The 23,475-nt window shown below is 31.7% G+C and carries 24 protein-coding genes and 1 pseudogene; 2 read left to right on the top strand and 23 right to left on the bottom strand.

Features of this window, described 5'->3' with window-relative positions; all coding sequences use genetic code 11:
* Positions 1-92: 92 nt before the first annotated feature.
* The 3 genes from KQI18_RS07555 to KQI18_RS07545 are packed head-to-tail and all read right to left on the bottom strand — an operon-like array spanning position 93 to position 4,091.
* Positions 93-1,511 (bottom strand): Rne/Rng family ribonuclease, encoded by a 1,419-nt coding sequence (locus KQI18_RS07555; RefSeq protein ID WP_334299403.1) that lies wholly within the window; start codon positions 1,509-1,511, stop codon positions 93-95.
* A 36-nt stretch (positions 1,512-1,547) separates the two neighbouring features.
* Entirely contained in the window at positions 1,548-2,246 is a 699-nt protein-coding gene (locus tag KQI18_RS07550; protein ID WP_216467180.1) for a TIGR03936 family radical SAM-associated protein, read from the bottom strand.
* Entirely contained in the window at positions 2,247-4,091 is a 1,845-nt protein-coding gene (locus KQI18_RS07545; RefSeq protein ID WP_216467179.1) for a TIGR03960 family B12-binding radical SAM protein, read from the bottom strand. It lies immediately after the preceding gene.
* 312 nt (positions 4,092-4,403) lie between these two features.
* Between KQI18_RS07545 and KQI18_RS07540 the strand changes: the two genes are divergently transcribed.
* A complete protein-coding gene (locus tag KQI18_RS07540) occupies positions 4,404-5,597 on the top strand; it encodes an FprA family A-type flavoprotein (protein ID WP_216467178.1) in 1,194 nt (397 codons plus the stop codon).
* A 231-nt stretch (positions 5,598-5,828) separates the two neighbouring features.
* Here the strand turns inward: KQI18_RS07540 and KQI18_RS07535 are convergent, their stop codons facing one another.
* Complete coding sequence (locus tag KQI18_RS07535; protein ID WP_216467177.1) at positions 5,829-5,993, bottom strand: hypothetical protein; 165 nt, start codon at positions 5,991-5,993, stop codon at positions 5,829-5,831.
* Between the two features lie 201 nt (positions 5,994-6,194).
* The gene (locus KQI18_RS07530; protein WP_216467176.1) at positions 6,195-6,581 is read right to left on the bottom strand and encodes a putative ABC transporter permease; all 387 of its coding nucleotides are present in this window, start codon (positions 6,579-6,581) and stop codon (positions 6,195-6,197) included.
* A 132-nt stretch (positions 6,582-6,713) separates the two neighbouring features.
* On the opposite strand from KQI18_RS07530, the gene ytaF reads away from it, so the two are divergent.
* Complete coding sequence (gene ytaF / locus KQI18_RS07525) at positions 6,714-7,358, top strand: sporulation membrane protein YtaF (protein WP_216467175.1); 645 nt, start codon at positions 6,714-6,716, stop codon at positions 7,356-7,358.
* A 145-nt stretch (positions 7,359-7,503) separates the two neighbouring features.
* Here the strand turns inward: ytaF and KQI18_RS07520 are convergent, their stop codons facing one another.
* The 18 genes and pseudogenes from KQI18_RS07520 to KQI18_RS07430 all read right to left on the bottom strand — a co-directional run bounded on the left by KQI18_RS07520 (position 7,504) and on the right by KQI18_RS07430 (position 23,461).
* Positions 7,504-7,764, bottom strand: coding sequence for a TfoX/Sxy family protein (locus KQI18_RS07520; protein WP_216467174.1), 261 nt, complete (start codon positions 7,762-7,764; stop codon positions 7,504-7,506).
* Positions 7,765-7,936: 172 nt separating this feature from the next.
* Positions 7,937-8,335: a methylglyoxal synthase gene (mgsA, locus tag KQI18_RS07515; protein ID WP_216467173.1), complete on the bottom strand. Its 399-nt coding sequence runs from the start codon at positions 8,333-8,335 to the stop codon at positions 7,937-7,939.
* A gap of 20 nt (positions 8,336-8,355) precedes the next feature.
* A complete protein-coding gene (locus tag KQI18_RS07510) occupies positions 8,356-9,480 on the bottom strand; it encodes an FtsW/RodA/SpoVE family cell cycle protein (protein ID WP_216467172.1) in 1,125 nt (374 codons plus the stop codon).
* Between the two features lie 178 nt (positions 9,481-9,658).
* Positions 9,659-10,783, bottom strand: a complete 1,125-nt coding sequence (locus KQI18_RS07505) for an FtsW/RodA/SpoVE family cell cycle protein (protein ID WP_216467171.1) — start codon at positions 10,781-10,783, stop codon at positions 9,659-9,661.
* 71 nt (positions 10,784-10,854) lie between these two features.
* On the bottom strand, positions 10,855-11,145 hold the full coding sequence (gene minE, locus KQI18_RS07500) for a cell division topological specificity factor MinE (protein ID WP_216467170.1): 291 nt from the start codon (positions 11,143-11,145) through the stop codon (positions 10,855-10,857).
* A 12-nt stretch (positions 11,146-11,157) separates the two neighbouring features.
* Complete coding sequence (minD, locus tag KQI18_RS07495; protein ID WP_216467169.1) at positions 11,158-11,952, bottom strand: septum site-determining protein MinD; 795 nt, start codon at positions 11,950-11,952, stop codon at positions 11,158-11,160.
* A 22-nt stretch (positions 11,953-11,974) separates the two neighbouring features.
* Complete coding sequence (minC, locus tag KQI18_RS07490) at positions 11,975-12,655, bottom strand: septum site-determining protein MinC (protein WP_216467168.1); 681 nt, start codon at positions 12,653-12,655, stop codon at positions 11,975-11,977.
* A gap of 97 nt (positions 12,656-12,752) precedes the next feature.
* A complete protein-coding gene (locus KQI18_RS07485) occupies positions 12,753-15,734 on the bottom strand; it encodes a penicillin-binding transpeptidase domain-containing protein (RefSeq protein WP_216467167.1) in 2,982 nt (993 codons plus the stop codon).
* An 11-nt stretch (positions 15,735-15,745) separates the two neighbouring features.
* Positions 15,746-16,234 carry a rod shape-determining protein MreD gene (gene mreD, locus KQI18_RS07480; protein WP_216467166.1) on the bottom strand — a complete coding sequence of 163 codons (489 nt, stop codon included), beginning with the start codon at positions 16,232-16,234 and terminating at the stop codon, positions 15,746-15,748.
* Positions 16,235-16,237: 3 nt separating this feature from the next.
* On the bottom strand, positions 16,238-17,146 hold the full coding sequence (mreC, locus tag KQI18_RS07475) for a rod shape-determining protein MreC (protein ID WP_334299402.1): 909 nt from the start codon (positions 17,144-17,146) through the stop codon (positions 16,238-16,240).
* Between the two features lie 6 nt (positions 17,147-17,152).
* The gene (locus KQI18_RS07470; protein ID WP_216467164.1) at positions 17,153-18,223 is read right to left on the bottom strand and encodes a rod shape-determining protein; all 1,071 of its coding nucleotides are present in this window, start codon (positions 18,221-18,223) and stop codon (positions 17,153-17,155) included.
* Positions 18,224-18,250: 27 nt separating this feature from the next.
* On the bottom strand, positions 18,251-18,910 hold the full coding sequence (radC, locus tag KQI18_RS07465) for a RadC family protein (RefSeq protein ID WP_216467324.1): 660 nt from the start codon (positions 18,908-18,910) through the stop codon (positions 18,251-18,253).
* Positions 18,911-18,954: 44 nt separating this feature from the next.
* Positions 18,955-19,539 carry a Maf family protein gene (locus tag KQI18_RS07460; protein ID WP_216467163.1) on the bottom strand — a complete coding sequence of 195 codons (585 nt, stop codon included), beginning with the start codon at positions 19,537-19,539 and terminating at the stop codon, positions 18,955-18,957.
* Between the two features lie 176 nt (positions 19,540-19,715).
* Positions 19,716-20,692 (bottom strand): annotated as a pseudogene (locus KQI18_RS07450) (RnfABCDGE type electron transport complex subunit B).
* A gap of 18 nt (positions 20,693-20,710) precedes the next feature.
* Positions 20,711-21,286: an electron transport complex subunit RsxA gene (gene rsxA, locus KQI18_RS07445; protein WP_216467161.1), complete on the bottom strand. Its 576-nt coding sequence runs from the start codon at positions 21,284-21,286 to the stop codon at positions 20,711-20,713.
* Positions 21,287-21,300: 14 nt separating this feature from the next.
* Entirely contained in the window at positions 21,301-21,894 is a 594-nt protein-coding gene (locus tag KQI18_RS07440) for an RnfABCDGE type electron transport complex subunit E (protein WP_216467160.1), read from the bottom strand.
* A 14-nt stretch (positions 21,895-21,908) separates the two neighbouring features.
* Positions 21,909-22,481 carry an RnfABCDGE type electron transport complex subunit G gene (locus KQI18_RS07435; RefSeq protein WP_216467159.1) on the bottom strand — a complete coding sequence of 191 codons (573 nt, stop codon included), beginning with the start codon at positions 22,479-22,481 and terminating at the stop codon, positions 21,909-21,911.
* A complete protein-coding gene (locus tag KQI18_RS07430) occupies positions 22,481-23,461 on the bottom strand; it encodes an RnfABCDGE type electron transport complex subunit D (protein WP_216467158.1) in 981 nt (326 codons plus the stop codon). Before KQI18_RS07430 ends, KQI18_RS07435 begins: the two co-directional genes overlap by 1 nt.
* Positions 23,462-23,475 lie beyond the last annotated feature (14 nt).

The raw sequence follows: 23,475 nt of genomic DNA, 5'->3' as shown, positions 1-23,475 counted from the left end.
AAACTCGCCAATACAAGGTACTCCTAACAGAGATTTAGACCTTTACTGAGCGGCATTACAGTTATTAATTATATGATAATTCCAATGCTTTGTCAACTATTTTTATTGAAAACCACGTGTATATTCTCATGCATAATTTTATTATTTTGTAATAGAGTAATTTTTATGCCATATTTTTCACTTATTTCATTAATAACACTTAAATATTGGTTATTAACTAAATAAAAAACGGCATCATTAAGCTCTATAGATACATCTCTATATACTGTATGCTTTTTCGTTCTTCTTATCTCTCTTTCTATATTATCAATTATATACTTTATCGACTTTTGACTATTACCAGATTTACAAACAGTACAATCCATTAAATAATAAGAGTCTACCGAGCTTTTTTCTCTTCTACGGGCTATTTCAACTAATCCTAATCTAGTCATACCAAAAACCTCAGATTTTCTTCTATCATTTTTGAGACATTCTTCTAATATCCTTATGATTTTGTTTTTATCTTTGTCTGTTTTCATATCTATAAAATCAATAACAATAATTCCACTTATATCTCTAATTTTCAGTTGTTGTGAAATCTCTAAAGCTGCTTCAATATTCGTTTTAACAATCGTATCTGAAAGCTGAGCACTTTTTATAAACTTGCCTGTATTAACGTCTATGACTGTCATAGCTTCGGTTTTATCTATTACAATATATCCACCGCTTTTCAGCCATACTTTCTTATCAAAGATCTTATTTACCTTTTCATCTACTCTGTAAATCTCAAATATATTGTCATTTTCTTCCAAAGATAAAATTTCGATAAACCTCTCATCAATTGATTTTAATTTAGTTTTGATCTCTTCATTAGTTTCAACATTATCTGTAACTATTTTATCTATATCTTCACTTATATAATCATTTATATACTTTACTGCTGAGCTCTCAGATTTATACAATAGTTTAGGTCCCATTCCAAGATTAAATTCGTTTAGAATATCATTGTATAAGCGTTTTAATTCGCTTATATCATTTAGAATATCTGCTTGTGTGCATCCCTGTGCTTCTGTCCTTATAATAAGACCTAAATTCTCAACATTGGTTTCTTTGACTAACTTTTTCAGTCTAACAATTTCTTTCTCATCTCTTATTTTACTTGACATGGTTACTCTAGTATTTGTAGGTATATACACCAAATATCTTCCTGCTATACTAATTTCCAAGCTTAATTTTGCTCCTTTTGTTCCAACTTCATCCTTATTTACCTGAACAAGTACGTCACTGCCAGATTTAATTTCATATTCACTATCTAGTTGCAAATAAGCCAATTTTTCCAATCCTATATCAACAAAACATGCATCGATTCCACTTAATACTTTTTTTACAACTCCTCTATATATGTTTGATACTTTTTTCTTAGAGGAATAATCATCAATAAAAAAATCAATTAATTTATTATCCTCGATTACAGCTGTTTTTTGTGATGTAATTAGCGTTTCTATTATTATATTTTTCAAACCGATCACCTCTACGATTTAACTATTCTTAAGATAATTCACCACTTACATTGGTGTTTCAAGGTGCCCATCCATTTGAATATAAAGATCACGTCTAAGTATGTCGACATCTAGTGGATCTATATCTATACCAAAAAGTTCTAAAACCTTTGGTATGAATATATTTGTATTTAAGTTTTGTTTAGATCCAGTAGCTATCATTGCGTTTAGAGTTATTTTTTCTTCAGTTAAGTCTATAAGATCAAAACTTTTTATTAAAGGCCTAATGTCAACTTCCACCATCTTTCCTTTTTTGTTCTTTTTAGTTATTACAACTTCTTCTTTGTTCATAAACTCGACAATCTTGCTTTTGACGTATTCCTTACTAAGTGTTCTTTCAAGATCAATGCTAAATATATATTCACCATAGTCAATAATCGAAGAAAGAGATGGAGTTTGAGCATCGATTTCCATTGCTTTTAAAAACTCTATTCCTTCAGGTAGCTCCTTAGAAATTCTTTCCAAAAATTCTTCAATTGTTAGATTGTCTTCTATTTCTATATCTACGTATTCACCTTGGCTCTCCGTTCCAAGTGCTAATGCATTTCCATAGCTCATTTTCGGATGAGGGTTGTAACCTTGTGAGTGGGATAAATTTATCTCAGCTCTTCTAAATGCTCTATGAAGTAGTCTTTGTAAATCGAGGTGAGAGATGTAAATCATATCCCCTTCCTTTTTAAATTTAACTCTAATAATCTTGCTCATCTAGCATAGTCCCCTTCCTATATCATGCGTATTTATACCACATACATTGCATCCATTTCTACAATCAGGCGTTATTTCATCTGCTTTGGCTTTTTCATTTTCTTTGAGTAGGAAGTCTTTGTGTACTCCTACATCTATATGATCCCATGGGAAGACCTCATTATAACCTCTATCTCTATTAGCATAAAACTCAATTGATAAATTATTCTTTTCCATGGCTTCCTTCCATATATCAAGTTTGAAATGCTCTGACCATCCATCAAATTTAGATCCTAATTTAAATGCATCGTAAATTACTTTACTTATCTTTCGATCACCTCTAGCTATTACTGCTTCCATTAAACTAGTACTTGAATCATGATAGTTGTATTTAATATTTTTATTTCTAAGCTTTTTAACTAAATGTCTCTGTTTTTCTACAACTTCTTCTGTTGTATCTTGAGCATGCCACTGGAATGGTGTAAACGGCTTTGGTACAAAAGTAGATGTACTAACTGTTACACCAAAGTTCTTTTTAAGTTTTCCACTGTGAACATCTCTGTATATGTCAATAACCTCATAAGCTAATTTAGCAATCCCATCAAGATCTTCATATGTCTCTGTTGGTAGTCCAATCATAAAATATAATTTTACACTGTTCCATCCCATTTCAAAAGCCTTACGTGTTGCATTTTCTAAATCTTCTTCTGTTACTCCTTTATTTATTACATCTCTCATTCTCTGAGTTCCTGCTTCTGGAGCAAAAGTTAGACCTGATTTTCTTACTTGTTGTATTTTATCTGCTATCTCCATAGAGAAGTTATCAAGTCTTAGTGACGGTAGTGATATTCCAATATTGCTAGAAGCATATTCATCCACTAGATAATCAGTTAGTTCCGACAATTGGCTATAATCACTTGTACTTAGAGATGATAGTGATATTTCATCAAATCCTGTACTCTTAACTAATTTTTCTAATATCTCTTTTAGCCTATCTACAGACTTTTCTCTTATAGGTCTGTAAATCATGCCAGCTTGGCAAAATCTACATCCTCTAGTACAACCTCTAAAAAGCTCAAGTACAATTCTATCATGTACAGTATCTATATAAGGTACAATAAATTTTTCTGGATAATCAACGCTCTCCACATCTTTAATAATTCTCTTACTTGGATTTGTTGGTATTCCTTCTTTTAGTGCAAAGACATTTTTTACTGTACCATCATCATTGTAGTTTACATCGTAAAAACTTGGAATATAAACACCTTCTATATTAGATATTTTGTACAGAAAATCCTCTCTACTGGTCTTATTTTTTTTCCACTCTTTGTATACATTTACTACCTCTAAATTAACTTCTTCGCCTTCACCTAAGATTACAATATCAACAAAATCTGCAAGTGGCTCAGAGTTATAAGCACAAGGCCCCCCTACCATTACAAAAGGATCATTTAAATTTCTCTCTTCTTTTAATATAGGAATTCCCGCTAAATCTAGAATATTTAATATATTTGTATAAGATAATTCATATTGTAGTGTAAATGTTACAAAATCAAAATCTGTAATAGGTTCTCTTGATTCTAAACCGAATATAGGTATATTTTTTTCCCTCAGTATATTCTCCATATCTACACCAGGAGAATATACTCTTTCACAAAAAACATCTTCATCTTTATTTATTACATCGTAAAGTATGTGACTCCCTAAGTGACTCATACCAACTTCATATATGTCAGGAAAACAATGTGCATATCTTATTAAACTCTCTTTATTTGTATCTTTGTGTATAGAGTTGATCTCATTACCTAAATATCTAGATGGCTTTTCCACTTTTTTTAGTATCCTCTTTAAATCAACTTTCTTCATCTATTAGTAAACCTCCAATTAGTTATATATTCAATTTAAATTAATCATTCTTATTATACACGATATAAGTTTTACTATCAAAATTTAATGTTATAAAGTAGTAGACAAATATTATACATAATGATACAGAATATTTGCATTTTTTGATTTTTAATTAAAGATTATTGTATCTTTTATAAATTATGTTAATATATAAATATGTGAATTTGAACATTTTTATAGAAATTAAATATAGTGTTTTATTTATTCCTATATATGGGTATAATTTAATTTATGGATAAAAATGAAAATTTTTTAGAGGAGGAATATAAAATGAGCAATGTTTTTGAAATTAAAAAAGATGTTTATTATACGGGTGTTACTGACAAAGACTTAAAAGTCTTTGACATTATAATGGAAACTTACTATGGTACTACATACAACTCATACTTAATAAAAGATGAGAAAACTATTCTATTTGACACAGTTAAAGAGAACTTCAAGGATCAATTTTTTGAAAATTTAAATGACGTAACTTCTATATCTGATATTGATTATGTTGTAGTTCATCACACAGAGCCAGATCATTCTGGTAGTTTAAAGTATCTTCTTGACATAAACCCAGATATTGTAGTTTATTGTACAAAAGCTGCTAAAACTTATTTAGATGGTCAAATAAATAAACCATTTAATTGTCATGTGATAAAAGATGGTGAAACACTTAATATTGGTAAAAGAACTGTCAAATTTATAACTGCGCCATTTTTACATTGGGTAGATACAATGTTTAGTTATGTAGAAGAAGATAAATTATTATTTACATGTGATGCATTTGGTTGCCACTACGCTGACACTAATCCTGATATAGTTGGTACAGAAAACTATGAAGATTCATTAAGATTCTACTATGATTGTATAGTAAAACCTTTTGCCAAACATGTTTTAAGTGCGGTTGAGAAATTGGGAAAATTAAATGTAGAATTTGATACAATACTTACTTCTCATGGACCAATGCTTAGCAAAGATCCTAATGCAATAGTTGAAAAATATGTAAAATGGGCTACAGAAGATGTAGGATTTATAAACCAAAATAAGGCAGCTGTATTCTACTTATCAGCATATAACAATACTTTAAGAATGGCCGAAAAAATTATTGAAGGTTTAAAAGCTGAAGGTGTAGAAGCTGAGCTTTACGATTTAGAAAATATGAAATTATCAGAAGTTCATGATGCTTTCTTGTCTTCGAAAGTTGTACTACTAGGTTCACCTACAATAAACAAAACTATGGTAAAACCTATGTGGGATTTATTCTCAGTTGTAGATCCTGTTATTAACCAAGGTAAGATAGCTGGTGTATTTGGATCATTTGGATGGAGCGGTGAAGGAATAACAATAGCCCAAAATTTAATTAAATCAATGGTATTTAAGTCTCCAGTAGAGCCTCTTAAGAAAAAATTCTCACCAAGTGATGATACTTTTGAAGATTGTATAAACTTCGGTAAAGAATTTGCACAATTAATAAAATAATTATAAAAGTTTATTCATAAATAAGGATAGTATTGAAACTGGATAACATTCAGTTTTAAGACTATCCTTATTTAATTTTAAAGTTTAAGTTTTACACTTTAATAGATGAACTGTGATTTACATATTTATATTCAAAAGGACTGTACACATTTATTTGCTACAGTCCTTTTGATTTAAAACTATTTATTTGATCTTATTTTTTTCTAATTGCTCCTGCAATATATCCTTACCTCATCTTTTAGTGTTTGGTCCAAGAGATGCTTTTTTAACATTGTGATGTTGATTTTGGTTTTCTACAGAAACAGAGTTTGTTATACTGTTAAACATATTTTTGTTTTCAGTTTCAATTTTTTCAAATTGTTTATTTTTCTTATTCGTATTGTTCTTTATAGCCATTAACCTCACTCCTTTTTGTCTTTAGTTCAATTTTGTCTAATTAGAGATTAAAACATTTATATTTAATTTTATTTAACGCATTTAACGCCTCTTATTTTTTTGATACTCAAATAATCAGTAGAAAGCGTCGATTTATTGGGTCAAATATAATTAATACTTGAATACTTAACCCAATAAATCGATGTATTCTTTTGAAACTTACTAAATCAATTGCCTATATACTGTTTCAAATATTATTCCAGCTAAAAACCATGCAGGTGCATAATCTAACCTTATAAGACCATTGATGCTAAACCTACTTCCAGTATAATCCCATGGACATGTCCCTAGTCTTCTTAAAAAGCCTCCTGTTAAGTACTCGATACCAAATATACATAAAACATATACACCACCTCTTATTATAATTGGAAGCCCTGCTAACAAATCGCAAACAGGTTCAAAAAAAACTACCATGCCATATATAAAAAACATCCAAATAGATGTTGTCGCTGTCATCTTATAATCTTTGTCTTTTAGTGAATGAAAACCAGTCCATAAAATTTCCATACACCAACCCAATGCTCCATAAATCAGAAATCTAATAATCATGTTATTAGTATCTGTAAAATTCCTATGTATATTCTTAATTTTTAAAATTTATAATTCTAGAATTCTGATTCTCGTAACAAAATTTTGGAGAATGAATAAATATAAAATAGACTATGAAAGGCGGTGTCATTTATGAGTTTTAATGTGTTTTATTTATTAGAGATAATGTTGCTTGTCGTAGCACTTTCTATAGATTCTTTTGTCGCAAGTTTTGCTTATGGTGCTAATAAAATAAAGTTACCTTTATCATCAATAGCAGTTATAAATATTATCTGTACTTTAATTTTAGGCATTTCATTATTTTTAGGTTCAACGATTGGATCTTATATTCCCGTCAGTTTAACTAAAATATTTTGTTTTTCTATATTATTTTTAATAGGTTTAATTAAATTATTTGATAGTACATCTAAATCTTTTATTAAGAGAAAGAATAACAATATTAATAAAGAAATAAATTTTTCTATGTTTAATATGAGCTTTATACTTCAAATATACGTAGATCCAGAAAGCGCAGACAAAGATCTCTCGAAATCTTTATCAGTAAAAGAATCTGCCGTTTTGGCTTTAGCTCTTTCAATGGATGCGCTCGCTGCTGGTTTTGGTGCTGGTATTACTAATTTTAGCTACACATTAATTTTATTTTCTTTTTTAGTTGTTAATACTACGTTAATGATTATAGCATGTAATTTTGGTGGCAAAGTATCCGATAAAATTAATATGGATATTTCATGGATAAGTGGAGTCTTACTTATTATCTTAGCTTTTCTAAAACTTTAAATATATAAATTTTTTATTTTATGTATAACTTTTTACCTAGTGAAAATTAAAATAATCCTAATATTATTAAAAAAGTAGCTAAAAAAACACTTTATAGGATCTTTTATAGCTACTTTTTTATATTATATTTATTATTTTTTGCTCTCTACTTATTATTAGCATTATAGTAAAATTCTTTTAAATCATTTTTAATAATACTAGGTAATTCGCATTTCTTTACACCTCTGATTGCACCTTCCAAAGCATATAATCTATGTATACAAGCTGAATCATCTATCTCTTTAATATACAACCAGGCTTGTTTACTACCTAACTCAGAAAGTTGATTAAGTGTGCTTATACCGACTCTATTCAATTGAGCTTCGACTTCTTTTCCTATATTAGGCAGTTTTGCTAATTCGCCCATTATATCACCTCAATCTATAAATTTTTTAAGAATTACTCATTACTTGAAATAAATAATAACATAACACTTAGCTAATGTACAGTATATTTTTTAACTCAAATATAGCAAAAATAACCGGCTAGTAATATTTGAATTAATTCAAATATTACTAGCCGGTTATTTTGTTCTATTTCTATCTTTTACGAACTTCTCTCCACGATAGTTCGCCTCTATCCAAAGCCTTAATAAATATTTCAGCCGAAGCTAGATTTGTAGCTATAGGTACGTAATATACATCGCATAATCTGATAAGAGCCTGTATGTCTGTCTCATGTGGTTGCGATGTTAATGGGTCCCTTAAAAAAATTACTAAATCAATTTCTTGATTAACTACTAAGGATCCTATTTGCTGGTCGCCTCCTAAAGGTCCTGAAGCCAGTCTATTGATATTCAGTTCAGTTCCTTCCATAATTCTCTTACCTGTAGTTCCTGTTGCGTATAAACCGTATTTTTTTAGTATTGCTTCGTACCCTATACAAAATGCTACCATAGTCTCTTTCATTTGATCATGAGCAATTAATGCTATATTCATAAAACTTCCACCTAACATAGTTAAAAATTTATTTTTTTTCTTCTCATGTACACATTTAAAACAAGTCCCAAGTTAGCAAGAGATGTAAGAACCGAACTTGCTCCTGCACTTATAAAAGGCAGTGTTACTCCAGTTACGGGTATTAAGGCAACTGTCATGCCAATATTTTGTATTATTTGATATGCAAACATCCCCATTACCCCTATTACAATTAAGGAACCGTAAAAGTCCTTCGCTTCTTGGGCAATATATAACAACCGTATTATAAATAGAGTAAACATAAAAATTACAAAGAGCATCCCAAATACTCCAAGTTCCTCTCCAATAACTGCGAAAACAAAATCACTGTCTTGTACTGGCAAGAAGTTCTCTTGATTTTGACTTCCATTGTATAGACCTTTACCTGTAATGCCTCCAGATCCAATAGCTATCAATGATTGCATAACTTGATAATTCCCTTTTAATGTCACATCTTCTGGGTTTAAAAAGGCCTCTATTCTAACCTTCTGGTGATCTGCCATCACTAGATAAAGAAGCGGAGAAATTAAAACAACAATAATTATAGCTCTCTTAATTAACTTTGTACTAAGACCTGATAAAAAAAGCATCGCAGCAATAATACAAATAAAAACTATGGCTCCTCCTAGATCTGGTTGAGCAAGTAACAACCCAATAAATGGTGCTGCGTATAACAACACCGGTATTATTTCTTTTATTGTATTTAATTTTCCTTTTTTGCTCTCTACGATCTTAGCGTAACTTATTATAAAGGTAAGCTTAACTAGCTCCGACGTTTGAAAATCTAAAGGACCAATATGTAGCCAAGATCTAGCTCCCCCTCTTACTGCACCAATTCCAGGAATTAGCACAACAGCAAGGAGAATTAAACTTATCAAATATATTTCTTTATAATATTTTCCTAATAGATTATAATCAAACAATAGTATAAAAACTAAAGCTCCTGCTCCTAGAATAAAAGCTAATATCTGTTTATAGATTTGTTTAAATCCTCCTGTAGAGTTAGCATGTGTTGCACTACTCAGTATGATTAATCCAAAACCAAATATCACCAAAACTATTGTTATCAACTTCCAGTCTAACTGTTTGATTAATTTTAATGTCAATTTATAATTTATATTGAACAAATAACCACCACTCTCCAACTTTATATAAGACGATTTTACTAAATAAAGGAGAATCGTCCCTTAGGATATCCCCCTTTAAGATTTCTTATTCTAAAAATCCTATAATTTAATTAATAAAATTCATATATATTATAATATCATAAAATACGACATTAATAATATACACTTTTTATAAGTTTTAGAAATTTATCTTTTTTCTTCTCATATAAACATTTAATGCTAATCCAATGTTTGCCAGTGATGTTAGTATAGAGCTAGCTCCAGCACTGACAAATGGAAGTGTTATACCTGTAACAGGGAGCAGAGCTATTGTCATACTAATATTTTGAACTATCTGGTAAAAGAGCATTCCAAAAACTCCTATTACTATAAGGGTGCCATAAAAGTCCTTAGCCTCCCCCGATATGTATATCAACCTAAACAACAACATTATATACAGAACAATTAACACAAACATACCAATTGCTCCAAGCTCTTCTCCTACTACTGCAAAGATAAAATCACTATCATTTATAGGTAGAAAATTCTCTTGGTTTTGTGTCCCATTGAAAAGACCTTTTCCACTAATTCCACCTGATCCAACAGCTATCAAAGATTGCATAACCTGATAATTTCCTTTTAATGTAATATCTTCAGGGTTAAGAAATGCCTCAATTCTCACTTTTTGATGGTCTGCCATCATCAAGTATAGAATCGGAGAAATAAGAACAATGAGAATTATGCTTCTCTTAATTATCTTTGAGTCTAAACCACAAACAAATAACATTGCTGCAACAATACAAATAAATACAAGTGCTGAGCCTAAATCAGGTTGAGCTATTATTAACCCTATAAATGGTACTGCATACATAACAACTGGAAAAATTTCCTTTAAATTGTTTAACTTACCTTTGTGAGTTTCTAATATTTTTGCATATGACATAATAAATGTAAATTTAACAATTTCTGAAGTTTGAAGTGTTATAGGTCCTAACTTAATCCATCTCCTAGCCCCTCTGCTTTCAAGCCCAATAACAGGTAAAAGAACTGCAACTAGTAATATTAAGCTTATAAGGTAAAGTAATTTATAGTATTTACCTATAGTATTATAATCAAAGAATAATATAAAAATAACCAGTCCTACTCCTAGTACAAATGCTAATAATTGTTTAGAAATCTTTGCAAAACTTCCACCCGAATTTAGATGTGTTGCACTAGTTATCATTACGAGGCCAAATCCAAGAATCGATAAAACAATAACTATCAATTTCCAATCAAGTTGTTTTACTAACTTAAACATCATCTTATAGTCAATCTTAAACATATTTTCACCTACTCTTCACTAACCAAAACACTATAAAACAATAAAAGGGAGGTTATATCCCCCCTATATATCTACATATTTCTTTCTTTAATACTCTTTAATGGTATATTAGCAACTAGTGCTGAAATTGCAGAGTCATCCTTTTCACTTCTACATTTTGACATTTTTATCTCAAGTCCTGATTCTTCTATCTCTGCATAATTTGCAATTACCTTTAACATATCCGATTTTATCATATCCAGTAGTTGAGGCGAACAATCAACTCTATCATTTACTAAAACCAGTTTTAATCTTTCTTTAGCTACTGACTTACTTTTTCTACTGTCGTTAGAAAAAGCCTTAAACAAATCAAAAACAGCCATATTCCCCTCCTGTTATTTTGCCATAACTAGCCTTTTTAACTTACTGAAAAAACCACCTTCAGTAGCAAACTCTAGTAAAGGTACATCTTGACCTAATATTCTTTTGGCAATATTTTTATATGCTTGTCCAGCCTGAGATTTAGAATCAAGTATAGCTGGTTCCCCTTTGTTAGTTGATATAATTATGCTTTCATCGTCAGGAACTAGTCCTAATAAATCGACGGCTAGAATCTCAAGGATATCTTGTTTATCCATCATATCTCCTCGATTTACCATATCCTGTTTTATTCTATTGATTATAAGTCTTATGTCTTTTATTTCATTTGCTTCTAATAAGCCTATTATTCTGTCTGCATCTCTTACTGCTGATATTTCTGGATTTGTTACAACTATAGCTCTATCAGCCCCTGATACAGCATTTTTAAATCCTTGCTCTATACCTGCTGGGCAGTCTATTAAGATATAATCAAACGATTCTTTTAGTTTATCGCAAAGCTCTTTCATTTGTTCTGCCTTAATTGCATTTTTATCTCTGGTTTGAGCTGCAGGAAGTAGGTATAGATTATCGAATCTCTTGTCTTTTATAAGGGCTTGCTTAAGTCTACAAGTTCCTTCAACAACATCTACTATGTCGTAAACTATTCTATTTTCTAGACCCATTACCACATCAAGGTTTCTAAGTCCGATATCGGCATCCACTATTACCGTCTTTTTATTTTCCAAGCTTAGCGCAGTTCCAAGGTTAGCTGAAGTGGTAGTCTTTCCAACTCCACCTTTCCCAGATGTTATAACTATAACTTCGCTCATATTTCTACCCCCTAATTATTCGTTATTTACCCGCGATAGATAAATAACTTTCTATTACTATTCTATCATTACTTACATATGCTATTTCTGGACTTGAGTCTTTTTCTTCCCCATAATCTTCATCGTCTGGTGCCTCTGCTATAACCTCAGCGATTTTAAGAACTTTAGGCCTTAGATTTATAGATACAACATATGCAGATTGATTACCATTTGAACCTGCATGTACAAAACCTGAAATACTTCCCATTACAGTTACGTTTCCTCCAGCAATCACTTTAGCGCCAGATTGGACGTCACCCATAACTACTGTATTAAATGTTGATACAACCTCAGAACCTGGTTTCATATCGCTCAGTACAACAACATCTCCGTCGTATTCAATATACTCCCCTGATCTTAATGATTTTACATATTTAGTATCAAATTTAGCAAGTTCTTCAATAAGTTGTTCTTCAATAAATTCTACATCAAATTTCGATACAATGCTATCTTTTAGCTGTAAAATTTCAATATCATTCAGAAAATCACTATTAATTTTACTGATTTTCGCCCCATTGAAAAACCCAACATACGACTCTAATTTATTAATTAAATTTTCTTTAATTTCTTCGAAGGGTAACTTTCTTTTTATATTTACTATTATGCCCTCTTTATTACCCTTAAACTCTATGGGCTCCTGATTTATAAATTCTTTCAAAGACATAACAACCTCCAGAATGATATACATTTAATATTCTTCAAATTAATCGCAAATTCCTTTTAAATTTGTAATAAATGCAAAAGTTTAAATTACTTTTGAATTATCTATTAATTTGTGACGAAAAATTCATACTATTAGAAGATTGTTCTTTTTTATCTGTGTCTTGATTTTTAGAGTTTTTTTCAGTTTTTTTATCTTTATCGTCAAGAAGACCCATATAAGCGCCAATAACTTCTCTCGATGGTAAAAGTGAGAATGAACTTGAATCTCCCTGAGGGATAACACATACAACTGCTATTTCTGGATCATCTGCAGGTGCAAATGACACACTCCATGAGAATGAACCATAAGTATCTTTAAATTTATCGATATCATCATCGGTTATATCTGGATTCAATTCTTTTATTGCTTTTCTTAAATAAGCAGCATTTATTTTATCTGTGTTCTCTAGTTTTTCTTTTACACCATCTTTTAACTGTTCTTCTAATTTTTCTCTTTCTTTTTCATCTAAATCTTTATCTTTTAATTTTTGTTTTATTTCTTTTTCTTTATCTTTAGATAATTCTTTCTCTCTTTCTTTCTTGAACTTGTCTGCAAGTTCCTCAGCTTCTTTTAAATCTACTCCATACGACTTTATGTGGCTCTTAAGATACTCGTACTCATTTTCAGTTGGAATCTTACCACTCTTCTCTGCTGTTCCTGTTTTGGAAGCTACTTCAACAGGGAAATTAGCATATACGCCTTTAGCAGAACCTTGTTTAGAAACTAACTTCATTCCTTTTGTAAGTTCTTTTAGATTTTCAGGGTATTTAAATGGTATCTTAGTAGATTTCTTCTCTACTTCTTTAGAAGAAGAATAGTCGCTAGCAACTGATTTTTCTACAACGGTCATATCCACCAAATTTCCACCATTTGCAACAGCTGCAATAGCTCTAACCATTTGAGCTGGCGTATATGCATTTTCCCCCTGACCGATCGCTAAGTTAAATGTATCCGCTGTACTCCATTTTGCAAAATTTAAGTGACTGAAAACTATTAAATCCGCGTCAGGCTCAATTCTATCTTCTTTTACCTTAAGCTTTTTAAGTCTATTCATAGCCTCTACTCTACCTGGAGTCTTATCTTCTGCTGCCCAACTCACAATTTCATCTATTCTCTTTTCAAATTCTTTTGGATCCTTAGCTTTAGTTATATCTGAAAAGTCATTTGCCATCTTTTTCATCAAGTCAGATTTTAACATTGCTTGTGTTGATTTCAACTTATCTTCAGGGTTAGGTACCCTACCGAATCTTTCTTCAATCTGTCTTCCAAGTCCAGTACTTTCATCAAGACCAAACATCTTTGCTACCTCAAGTACCTTATCAGCACCCATATTTATACCAGGGTCACTTCCACCTATCCAGTTTTTACCTGTAGCTATAGTATAAAAGTAAATATTACAAGATTCTTGTATTGCTTTGTACAAGTTTGTAAGTCCGTGATTACCTCCACCATGGTTCCAGATAAAGTCTCCAAAAGTTTGACCTCCAAGTCTTATTACCCCTGTATCAGCTATTGTATAATTTGGGTCAAGACCATTTTCTAGACCAGCCATACCTGTTATTATCTTAAATGTCGATCCTGGCTGGAATGCCCCCTGTGAAACTAAATTTAACAATGGACTCGCAGCAAGTAAATCATTTTGATTTTGCGGTTGCAATTCTTTATAGTCCTTTGAACTTATACCTGTTGCAAATTTATTAGGATCATAATCTGGGTAACTAGCTGAAGCAAGTACCTCACCAGTTTTAACATCTATTGCAATTAACGCTCCTGATTTAGCTTTACCAGCATAAGTAGATATGGATTTATTTCCAAATTTACTTTTAAAAGTTCCACCTTTAGTAGTAACCTCAACTACTTGTTTTAGAGAACTCTCAGCAATTTCTTGAAGATCTTTATCAATACTTAAATATACTGTATCTCCCGATTCAGGCTCTTTTGATTCTATTTCTTGACTAATTCTTCCAAGTGCATCTACTTGAACCATTTTATATCCATCTTTACCTTTTAATTGATCTTCATAACTCTTCTCAATACCCGCTAGACCTACCATGTCTTTATCAGAGTATCCTTTTTCTTCATACTCTTCTTTTTGAGTCGCTGGCATTTTACCAACATATCCAAGTGTATGTGATGCTAAATTGTTGTTTGGATAGTATCTAACAGGCTCAATTGCTACAGAAACTCCAACTAAATCCATCGCATTTTCTTCAATCTGCGATATAACAGTTTCATCTATGTCTTTTGCAATTGTTACCGGATTGTACTGAGAATATCCCTGTGATTTAACTAAATCTCTGACAACTAAAATTTTTCTAGCGTCTTCGTCACTTAAGTTCTTGTCTATTTCAAGTGATTCACTGTTTCTTATTTCTAAAAATGCTTCTCTAGCACTAGGAATTCTATCTTTAATTTTATAACTCTCTAGCCAATCCTTTTTGTCTCTCTGATCTGTAAAAGTCCAAGTCTTAACTAAAATCGGTGGGTAATATCCATTTTCATTTAATTTTTGCTGTAACTTAACTGGATCCAGATCTTTATCTTCATTAGTCAAAACTCCATCTTTGATAGCTTTATCAACCAAGAAGTAAAAACTCTTTTTAGCATTATATTCTAGAGGTATATTATTTTCTTTTTTGTATTCGTTTATATTTCTATCAAATGTGTAAAAGTATTTACCATTTTCAACGTATATAGGAAATTCATCTACATACTCCTCACTGTTTTTTTCCAACAATTCAATAAGCTTTAGAGAAATCTCATTTGCTTTTTCTGCACCGTTTTTATTTAAATCATTTCCAGAAATTTGAACTGTAAACGAATTTTTATTTCCTGCGAGTAATCTTCCGTATCTATCTCTAATTTCCCCTCTTGGTGCCTCAATAAGCAGTTTTTTGTACGTTTTATTCTCAGCTAATTCGGAGTAATGGGCATGTTTAAAGGTTGTCATATACAGAATCTTTGCAAAAATTATAATAAACGCAATTATTATAATTTTCTTTATAGTACTAAGCCTATCTATATGTTTATTTTCATCCATCATATCACCAACTAATCTTCTTTTAGTTTTAGCACTAGTTTTCTAGATAATCGATACAGTAAAAGACTTACAATTCCATTAGTAAGAGGAGCAATAAGTAGTCCTTTTAAAACTAATGTGAGTAGTCCATAACTGTGATAAATTATACTGGACATAGCTATATTTAAAATAGAGTCTAACATTGTAGCTAAAACTACCAATATAAATATTGTGCTATAGCTATCTTTGTATAATTTTTCTCTCATATATCCTATTACGTAGGCTACTACAAAAAGTATTAAAGCATTAATTCCAAATACTCCTCCTACAGTTATATCCTTTAACAATCCTACAATAGCTGCAATAATTCCACCTTCAAGGCTATCTGAATAAAGAGATATAAAGATTATATATATAAGAATCAAATTAATACTTACTCCAAGTATATTTATATAATTTAAAATACTATTTTCAACTATTACAAGTAATAATCCTAGTAAGCAAAGTAAAACTTTTTTCATAGTTTAATTTCCCCTTTGCTCTATATTTCTAGGTTCAACAATTACGACATCATCAATATTTTTAAAGTTTACGTAGGGTTTAACAACGACGTATTTAAGAGAATTATTTTTATCATCTATTACTTTCTCAACCTCTCCAATTGGAATTCCCTCTGGAAAAATACCAAGTCCTGAAGTAACAACTACGTCTCCCTGAACAACGTCATATGATGAGTCAAACATATATCCTTGTAAATAGCCTTTGCTATTGTATTTTTCTTTATCTTCAATATTAGTGTTTTGTGTAATGATCCCCTTAGAATTATCATTTTTTGATAATTTAAAGCTTACAGAAGCCTTAGAGTCTAAAAGAGAGATGGCTTTGCTGTAGTTGTCTGATACTTCATAAACAAGACCTACTAAGCCTCTTCCATTCATTATAATGCTCTCTTTTTTTACGCCCGACTTCTTACCTGCTGCTAAAACCATACTATTGTACCAGTTGCCATCATTTTTTTCTACAACTGTTGTAGCAATACTATTGGCCTTATATTCTTCCTCTACAAAATTAAGTGATTTTTTTAATTCCTCTAATGCTTCAACTTTATCAAGCTTTGCATTTAATTTTATAACGTCATCCTTTAGTTTTTCATTTTCTTTTTCTAACTTTTTAGCTTTATCGGCATTTGCCTTAAATTTGAAAATACCACCTAGATTGTTTGATATAAATGAAAATCCCTTATTTACACCACTTCCTACGCTTGTAACTGAATCACTCACAGGTCTAGTTGATATAGGATTTGTTCCAGAAAACTTAAAAACTGATATACCTACAATTCCAATTAAAGTGATAGCAACTACGCCTGTCGCTATCACTTTAACATTAATCTTTTTTTTACCTTTTTTGGGTTTTTGAAATTTCAAGGTTAACACCAACCTTTACTTGTTTGCATTCATCATCAATACTTTTTCAAATATCTCTTGATCTTCTACAGATTTTCCTGTTCCAAGTGCTACACAGTCAAGTGGAGCTTCTGCTATTTGTACGTACATACCAGTTTCTTGATTTATTAACTTGTCTAATCCTCTAAGAAGTGCTCCTCCACCTGTTAACATTATTCCGTTTTCCATTATATCTGATGCAAGTTCTGGCGGAGTTTTCTCTAATGTTGATCTTATTGCATCAACTATAGAGCTTATTGGCTCTTTTAAAGCTTCTCTAACTTCTGTTGAACAGATTTCTATAGTTTTAGGTAGTCCTGAAATTAAATCTCTACCTCTTATTTGCATATTTGTTTCTTGATCCTCTTTATAAGTAGATCCTATTGTAATCTTTACATTTTCAGCAGTTCTCTCACCTATCATAAGGTTGTACTCTTTTTTAACATAACTTACAATAGATTCGTCAAACTCGTCTCCACCTATTCTGATAGATTTAGCCGTAACTATACCACCTAAAGATATTACAGCGATTTCTGTAGTACCCCCACCGATATCTACAACCATATTTCCTTCTGGCTCTTCAACCTTTAAATTAGCACCTATTGCAGCAGCCATTGGCTCTTCTATTAAGTATGCATCTCTGGCTCCAGCATTTCTAGCAGCTTCTTCAATTGCTCTTTTTTCTACTTCAGTAACTCCGAAAGGAACACATATCGCTATTCTTGGATTTACAACACCTTTTTTATCTGCAGCCTTTTGAATAAAGTAGCTAAGCATTGATTGTGTAATATCGAAGTCAGCTATAACTCCATCTTTCATAGGTCTTATAGCAACTATATTTCCTGGTGTTCTACCTATCATTTTTTTAGCTTCTTCTCCAACAGCTAAAACCTCTTTACTGTCATCTCTAATAGCAACAACAGAAGGTTCTCTAACAACTATATTTTGACCTTTTATGTAAACTAACGTATTAGCAGTACCTAAGTCTATCCCCATATCCTTTGTTACTTTTTTAAATCCACCAAACCATGATCTTTTCTCTTTTTTTTCCTTTTTCTCTTTAGCCATATTAAATGCTCCTTCCTCATATATAAATCAAATTAACATGTTTTCTTTAAAACTAAAATAAATTCCATCTCCAATTATTATGTGATCTAAAATTCCAATTCCCAAAATTTCTCCACATTTGACTAACCTATTAGTGATTTTTTTATCTTCACTAGAAGGTTCTACATATCCAGATGGATGATTATGTATTAAGATTATTTTATTAGTACTTCTTTTGATCGCTTCTTTAAAAACCTCTCTAGGATGAACCAACGATGAGTTTAATGTTCCTACTGATATCTCAACATCAGAAATGACTTCATTTTTTGTATTTAAAAGAATAGTTTTGAATACTTCTTTGTCTAAAAACCTTAAACTATCTACATAGCTATTATATACATCCCAGGGATCGTTTATTTTATGTTTTAAAGGCTTATAAGATGCTATCCTAACTCCTAATTCAAGTGCAGCTTTAATCTGTGCTGCTTTGGATAATCCAATGCCTTCAATTTCACATAACTCTTCAATAGTCATATGTTCAAGATTTCTAATCCCTTGTTCATCTGTGTTTATAATCTGATTTGCAAGATCTATCGCATTTATATTCTTTGTACCAGTTCTAAGTATTATTGCCAGTAGCTCAGAATTTGATAAACCCTTTGCACCATTAATAAGCATCTTTTCTCTCGGTCTTTCCTCCAACGTCATTTTTTTCAAAGTAATATTAGAACTAAATGACTGTTTCAGTAAAATCACGCTCCATAAAAAAGATTTATATCAAAATACTTGATTAATAAATCATTGAGTTTAGAAATCGGAAGTCCAACTATATTAAAATAGTCACCTTTAATTTCATCAACCAACAATGCACCATACCCTTGTATGCCATAAGCACCTGCTTTATCCTGAAATTCACCTGTCTTCAAATAATCTAAAATAAGCTTTTCAGACAAATTCTTAAATTTGACTTTGCTAACAACATAGTCTACAACTTTTTTGTTATCAGCTAAATTTATTAAACTAATTCCAGTTACAACTTGGTGTTCTCTTCCAGACAAACTATTTAGTGTATTATACGCATCAGATTCATCTTTAGGTTTACCAAGGATCATATCATCGAGTACAACAATCGTGTCAGCAGCAATAACCAGTTCTCCTTGATTCTTGCATGCAACATCCATCCCCTTTTCCAATGCCAATCTCATAACCACCTGAATAGGCAACTCATGATCTAATATAACTTCGTCTATTTCACTCTTAATTATATTAAAGTTTACATTGTAGTTCTCCAGAATTTCTTTTCTTCTTGGAGAAGCTGATGCTAAGATTATATTCATTAGTTCACCTCATCTGTACGTAAATTTGTACCTATTAAGTCTATCATTATATTGTAAAAATATCAACAGAAATGTCGAACCTTTTTTATTACATTATCGTTATCTTTCTCAGTAATAACAAATGTTTCCACTAAAAAAGGGTATGGAATTTTTCCCATACCCTTATTCTATCCAAATCAAATTGTTTTAATAGCTTTCTTTGGACATTTTTGAAGACATAAATGGCATCCAACACATTTTTCTGGATCCACTTTGTAAGTTTGTTTTAATTCACCATCAATTGCATCGAATCTACATTGTTTTTTACATGCTGTACACCCAATGCAAAGTTGCTCATCTCTATTCTTACTTAAGCATTCTTAGGTAAATTTCCTTTTATAACTTTAGTAGGACATTTTTTAACACATTCCATACATCCTACGCACTTATCATAATCTATTCTTGCTAGCTTATCCTCGAATATAATAGCGTCAAATTTACATGCTTTCACACATATTCCACAACCTATACATCCTACTATACACTTCTCTTTTACATCTTTTCCGAATTCTTTGCTGTTACATTCAACAACTACTTCTTTACTAACTGGCTTTTCTTTGATTATTCCTTTAGGGCAAACTTCCATACATTTACCACAGTCAACGCATTTATCTTCATCAATAACAGCTACACCATCTATTACAGTAATAGCACCAAAATTACATGCATCTTTACATGTGCCAAGCCCAAGGCAACCGAATTTACATGATTTAGCTCCTGAATTTAAAACATTAGCAGTTCTACAATCAGTTATACCTTCGTATTCGTATTTATTCTTAGCACTTGAACAGTCACCTTTACATATTACTTTTGCAACTTTTCTCTCGCCATCATCTGCAGTTATTCCCATTATTTCTCCTACTTTTGCAGCGACAGCAGCCCCACCAACAGGACAACCATTAACTGGTGCTTTACCTTCTACAACTGCGCTTGCAAGACCTCCACAACCAGGGAATCCACAACCACCGCAGTTTGCTCCGGGAAGAACTTCAAGTATTGCATCTACTCTTTCATCAGTTTCAACAGCAAACTTCTGAGAAGCAAATGCAAGTACTACTCCAAAGATCAATCCCATGATTCCTAAAACTAGTACTGAAATTATTATTGTATTCATATACATTTACCTCCAATTCTATAACTTTATAAGCCCTGTGAAACCTAAGAAAGCTATTGACATAAGTCCAGCAGAGATTAAAGTTATTGGAAATCCTTTAAATCCATCTGGTATATCTGCAAGCTCTAATCTCTCTCTTATTCCTGCAAATAATACTATTGCTAGCGTGAAACCAGCTCCTGCTCCGAACCCATTTATAATAGTTTCAATAAGGTTGTATCCATTTTGTACGTTAACAAGTGCTATACCAAGTACCGCACAGTTTGTAGTTATAAGTGGTAAGAAAACTCCAAGCGCTTGGTAAAGCGATGGACTCATTTTTTGTATTACCATCTCAACAAACTGTACTATAGAAGCTATAACAAGTATAAATGCTATTGTTTGTAAAAATTCTGTATTAGTTTTTACTAATAACACTTGAACAAAATAAGTAATAAATGATGCTAATGTCAAAACGAAAGTAACTGCAACTCCCATTCCTAATGCAGTGTCAGTCTTCTTAGATACACCAAGGAATGGACATATACCCAAGAACTGAGAAGTTATAACGTTATTAACAAGAACAACACTTAAAAATAAAAGTATTAAATTCATTTATCGCACCTCCACTATGCTTTCTTGCCCATTAATTTATTAAATCCAGCGAATAAAAATCCTAGTGTTAAAAACGCACCTGGAGGCAATACAAATATTAATATCGGTTGGAATGAAGCCCCAAATGGTGCCCATCCAAATATACTACCATTTCCAAGTATTTCTCTCACTGCCCCTAGTATTGTTAGTGCCACACTGAATCCTAGCCCCATACTAATTCCATCAACTGCAGAAGCTATAGCTCCATTTTTTGACGCGAAACTCTCAGCACGAGCTAGTAGTATACAGTTAACAACTATTAGAGGTATATAAAGACCTAAAGCTGCATCTAGAGCAGGCACGTAAGCCTTAAGTAACATTCCGACTATTGTAGTAAATGTTGCTATTACAACGATAAATGCAGGTATTCTAATTTTATCAGGAATAATATTTCTCATTATTGATATAAAAACATTCGCACATAGTAGAACTAGAGCTGTCGAAAGTCCCATACCAAGTCCATTAATTGCTGAAGTTGTTACAGCTAGTGTAGGACACATCCCGATTACCTGAACAAACGTTGGGTTTTCATCAATTAGCCCGTTTTTAAATATCTTAGCTAAACTCATATATAACCCTCCTATTATTTATTTAAAGCACTATTATAAACTTCTATTGCAGCGTTAACTCCATTTGTAACAGCAGTAGATGTAATAGTAGCTCCCGATATTGCTTGTATTTGATTATCTCCTGAAGCACTTCCTTTGACAACTTCTAGGGCTGATGTTGGTTTGTCTTTATATTGATCTATAAAAGTTGGATCAGCTGCTTTTGATCCTAAACCAGGTGTCTCAGACATAGTTCCTGTCTTTACCCCTGTAATTTTTCCATCTTTAGATAGACCAACCATAAGTTCTATCGCTCCACCATAACCACTAGGCAAAGTTTTTACAGTATATCCAACAACTTCACCTGAACCATCAAGACCTTCATTTATTTCAGCAACTATACCGTCACCAATTCCTTTATATACCGATTCTTTTACCTGTTTAAAATCTTTTGCATCTGGTAATACCGCTTGTCTAAGTTCGTTGTTAGCTTGTATATTTCTTTGTTCTATAACTGGAGCTGTAACTTCGTTTGTAACTCCTAGAGCGAATGATGCTACTACACATATTGCTAACAGGGTAAGGCCTAGTTTGATCATACTTTTCATTATTTAGCCACCTCCCCAAATACTCTGTTCTTCACAAACTTATCTAATAGTGGTGTTAAAACGTTCACTAGTAGTATCGAATAAGATACACCTTCTGGATATCCTCCGTACATTCTTATAACAGTAGTAAGTACACCTGCTACTACTGCATAAATTATTTGAGCTTTTTTCGTCATTGGAGATGTCGTATAATCTGTAAGCATGAAAAAAGCACCTAACATAAGTCCACCAGCGAATAATTGATATACTGCAAACGTTATATTAAATCCGCTAAATAAAAATGTTAATATAAAAACTGTAACTATGTATACAACTGGTATTACATAGTTTATAATTCCTTTGTACATTAGGTAAATTCCACCTAGGATTAATAGTATAGCTGAAGTTTCACCTATACATCCTCCAATGTTACCTATGATCAAATCAGTTAGGCTAACTCCACTTTGTGTAATAGCTGATACTCCATCAGCACCTTGCTTAAGAAAACTAAGCGGTGTTGCAGTAGAAACTGCATCAATATTACTTCCTATCCAATTTGTAGCTTTTGGTGCTGTCCAAGCTGTCATAGCCACTGGGAAAGAAGCTAATAAAAATGCTCTCGCTGCTAGTGCAGGGTTTAAGAAGTTATTCCCTATTCCACCAAATACCATTTTAACTACTATGATTGCAAACGCCCCACCAAGTAAACACATCCACCATGGAAGTGATGCTGGAACGTTAAATGCTAATAATAATCCTGTTACTACTGCTGAGTAATCACCAATAGTACTCTCTTTTTTCATAAGTTTTTGATATAAAAATTCTGAACCAACTGTACCTAATATACAAAAAAACATTGCACTCAGCGCACTCAGTCTAAAGAAATAAATTCCTGCGACTGCAGCTGGAAGAAGTGCTATTGTAACTTGTTTCATTATATATGACGTATCTTCATTACTTCTAATATGAGGTGAAGATGATACTATCAATTTATTTTCCATTATTTTTCCCCCTA

Origin of the sequence: Metaclostridioides mangenotii, from assembly GCF_018917235.1 — a bacterium.
Taxonomy (GTDB): domain Bacteria; phylum Bacillota; class Clostridia; order Peptostreptococcales; family Peptostreptococcaceae; genus Metaclostridioides.
The sequence above is the reverse complement of the archived record's forward strand: the minus strand, read 5'-3'. Positions and strand labels throughout refer to the sequence as shown.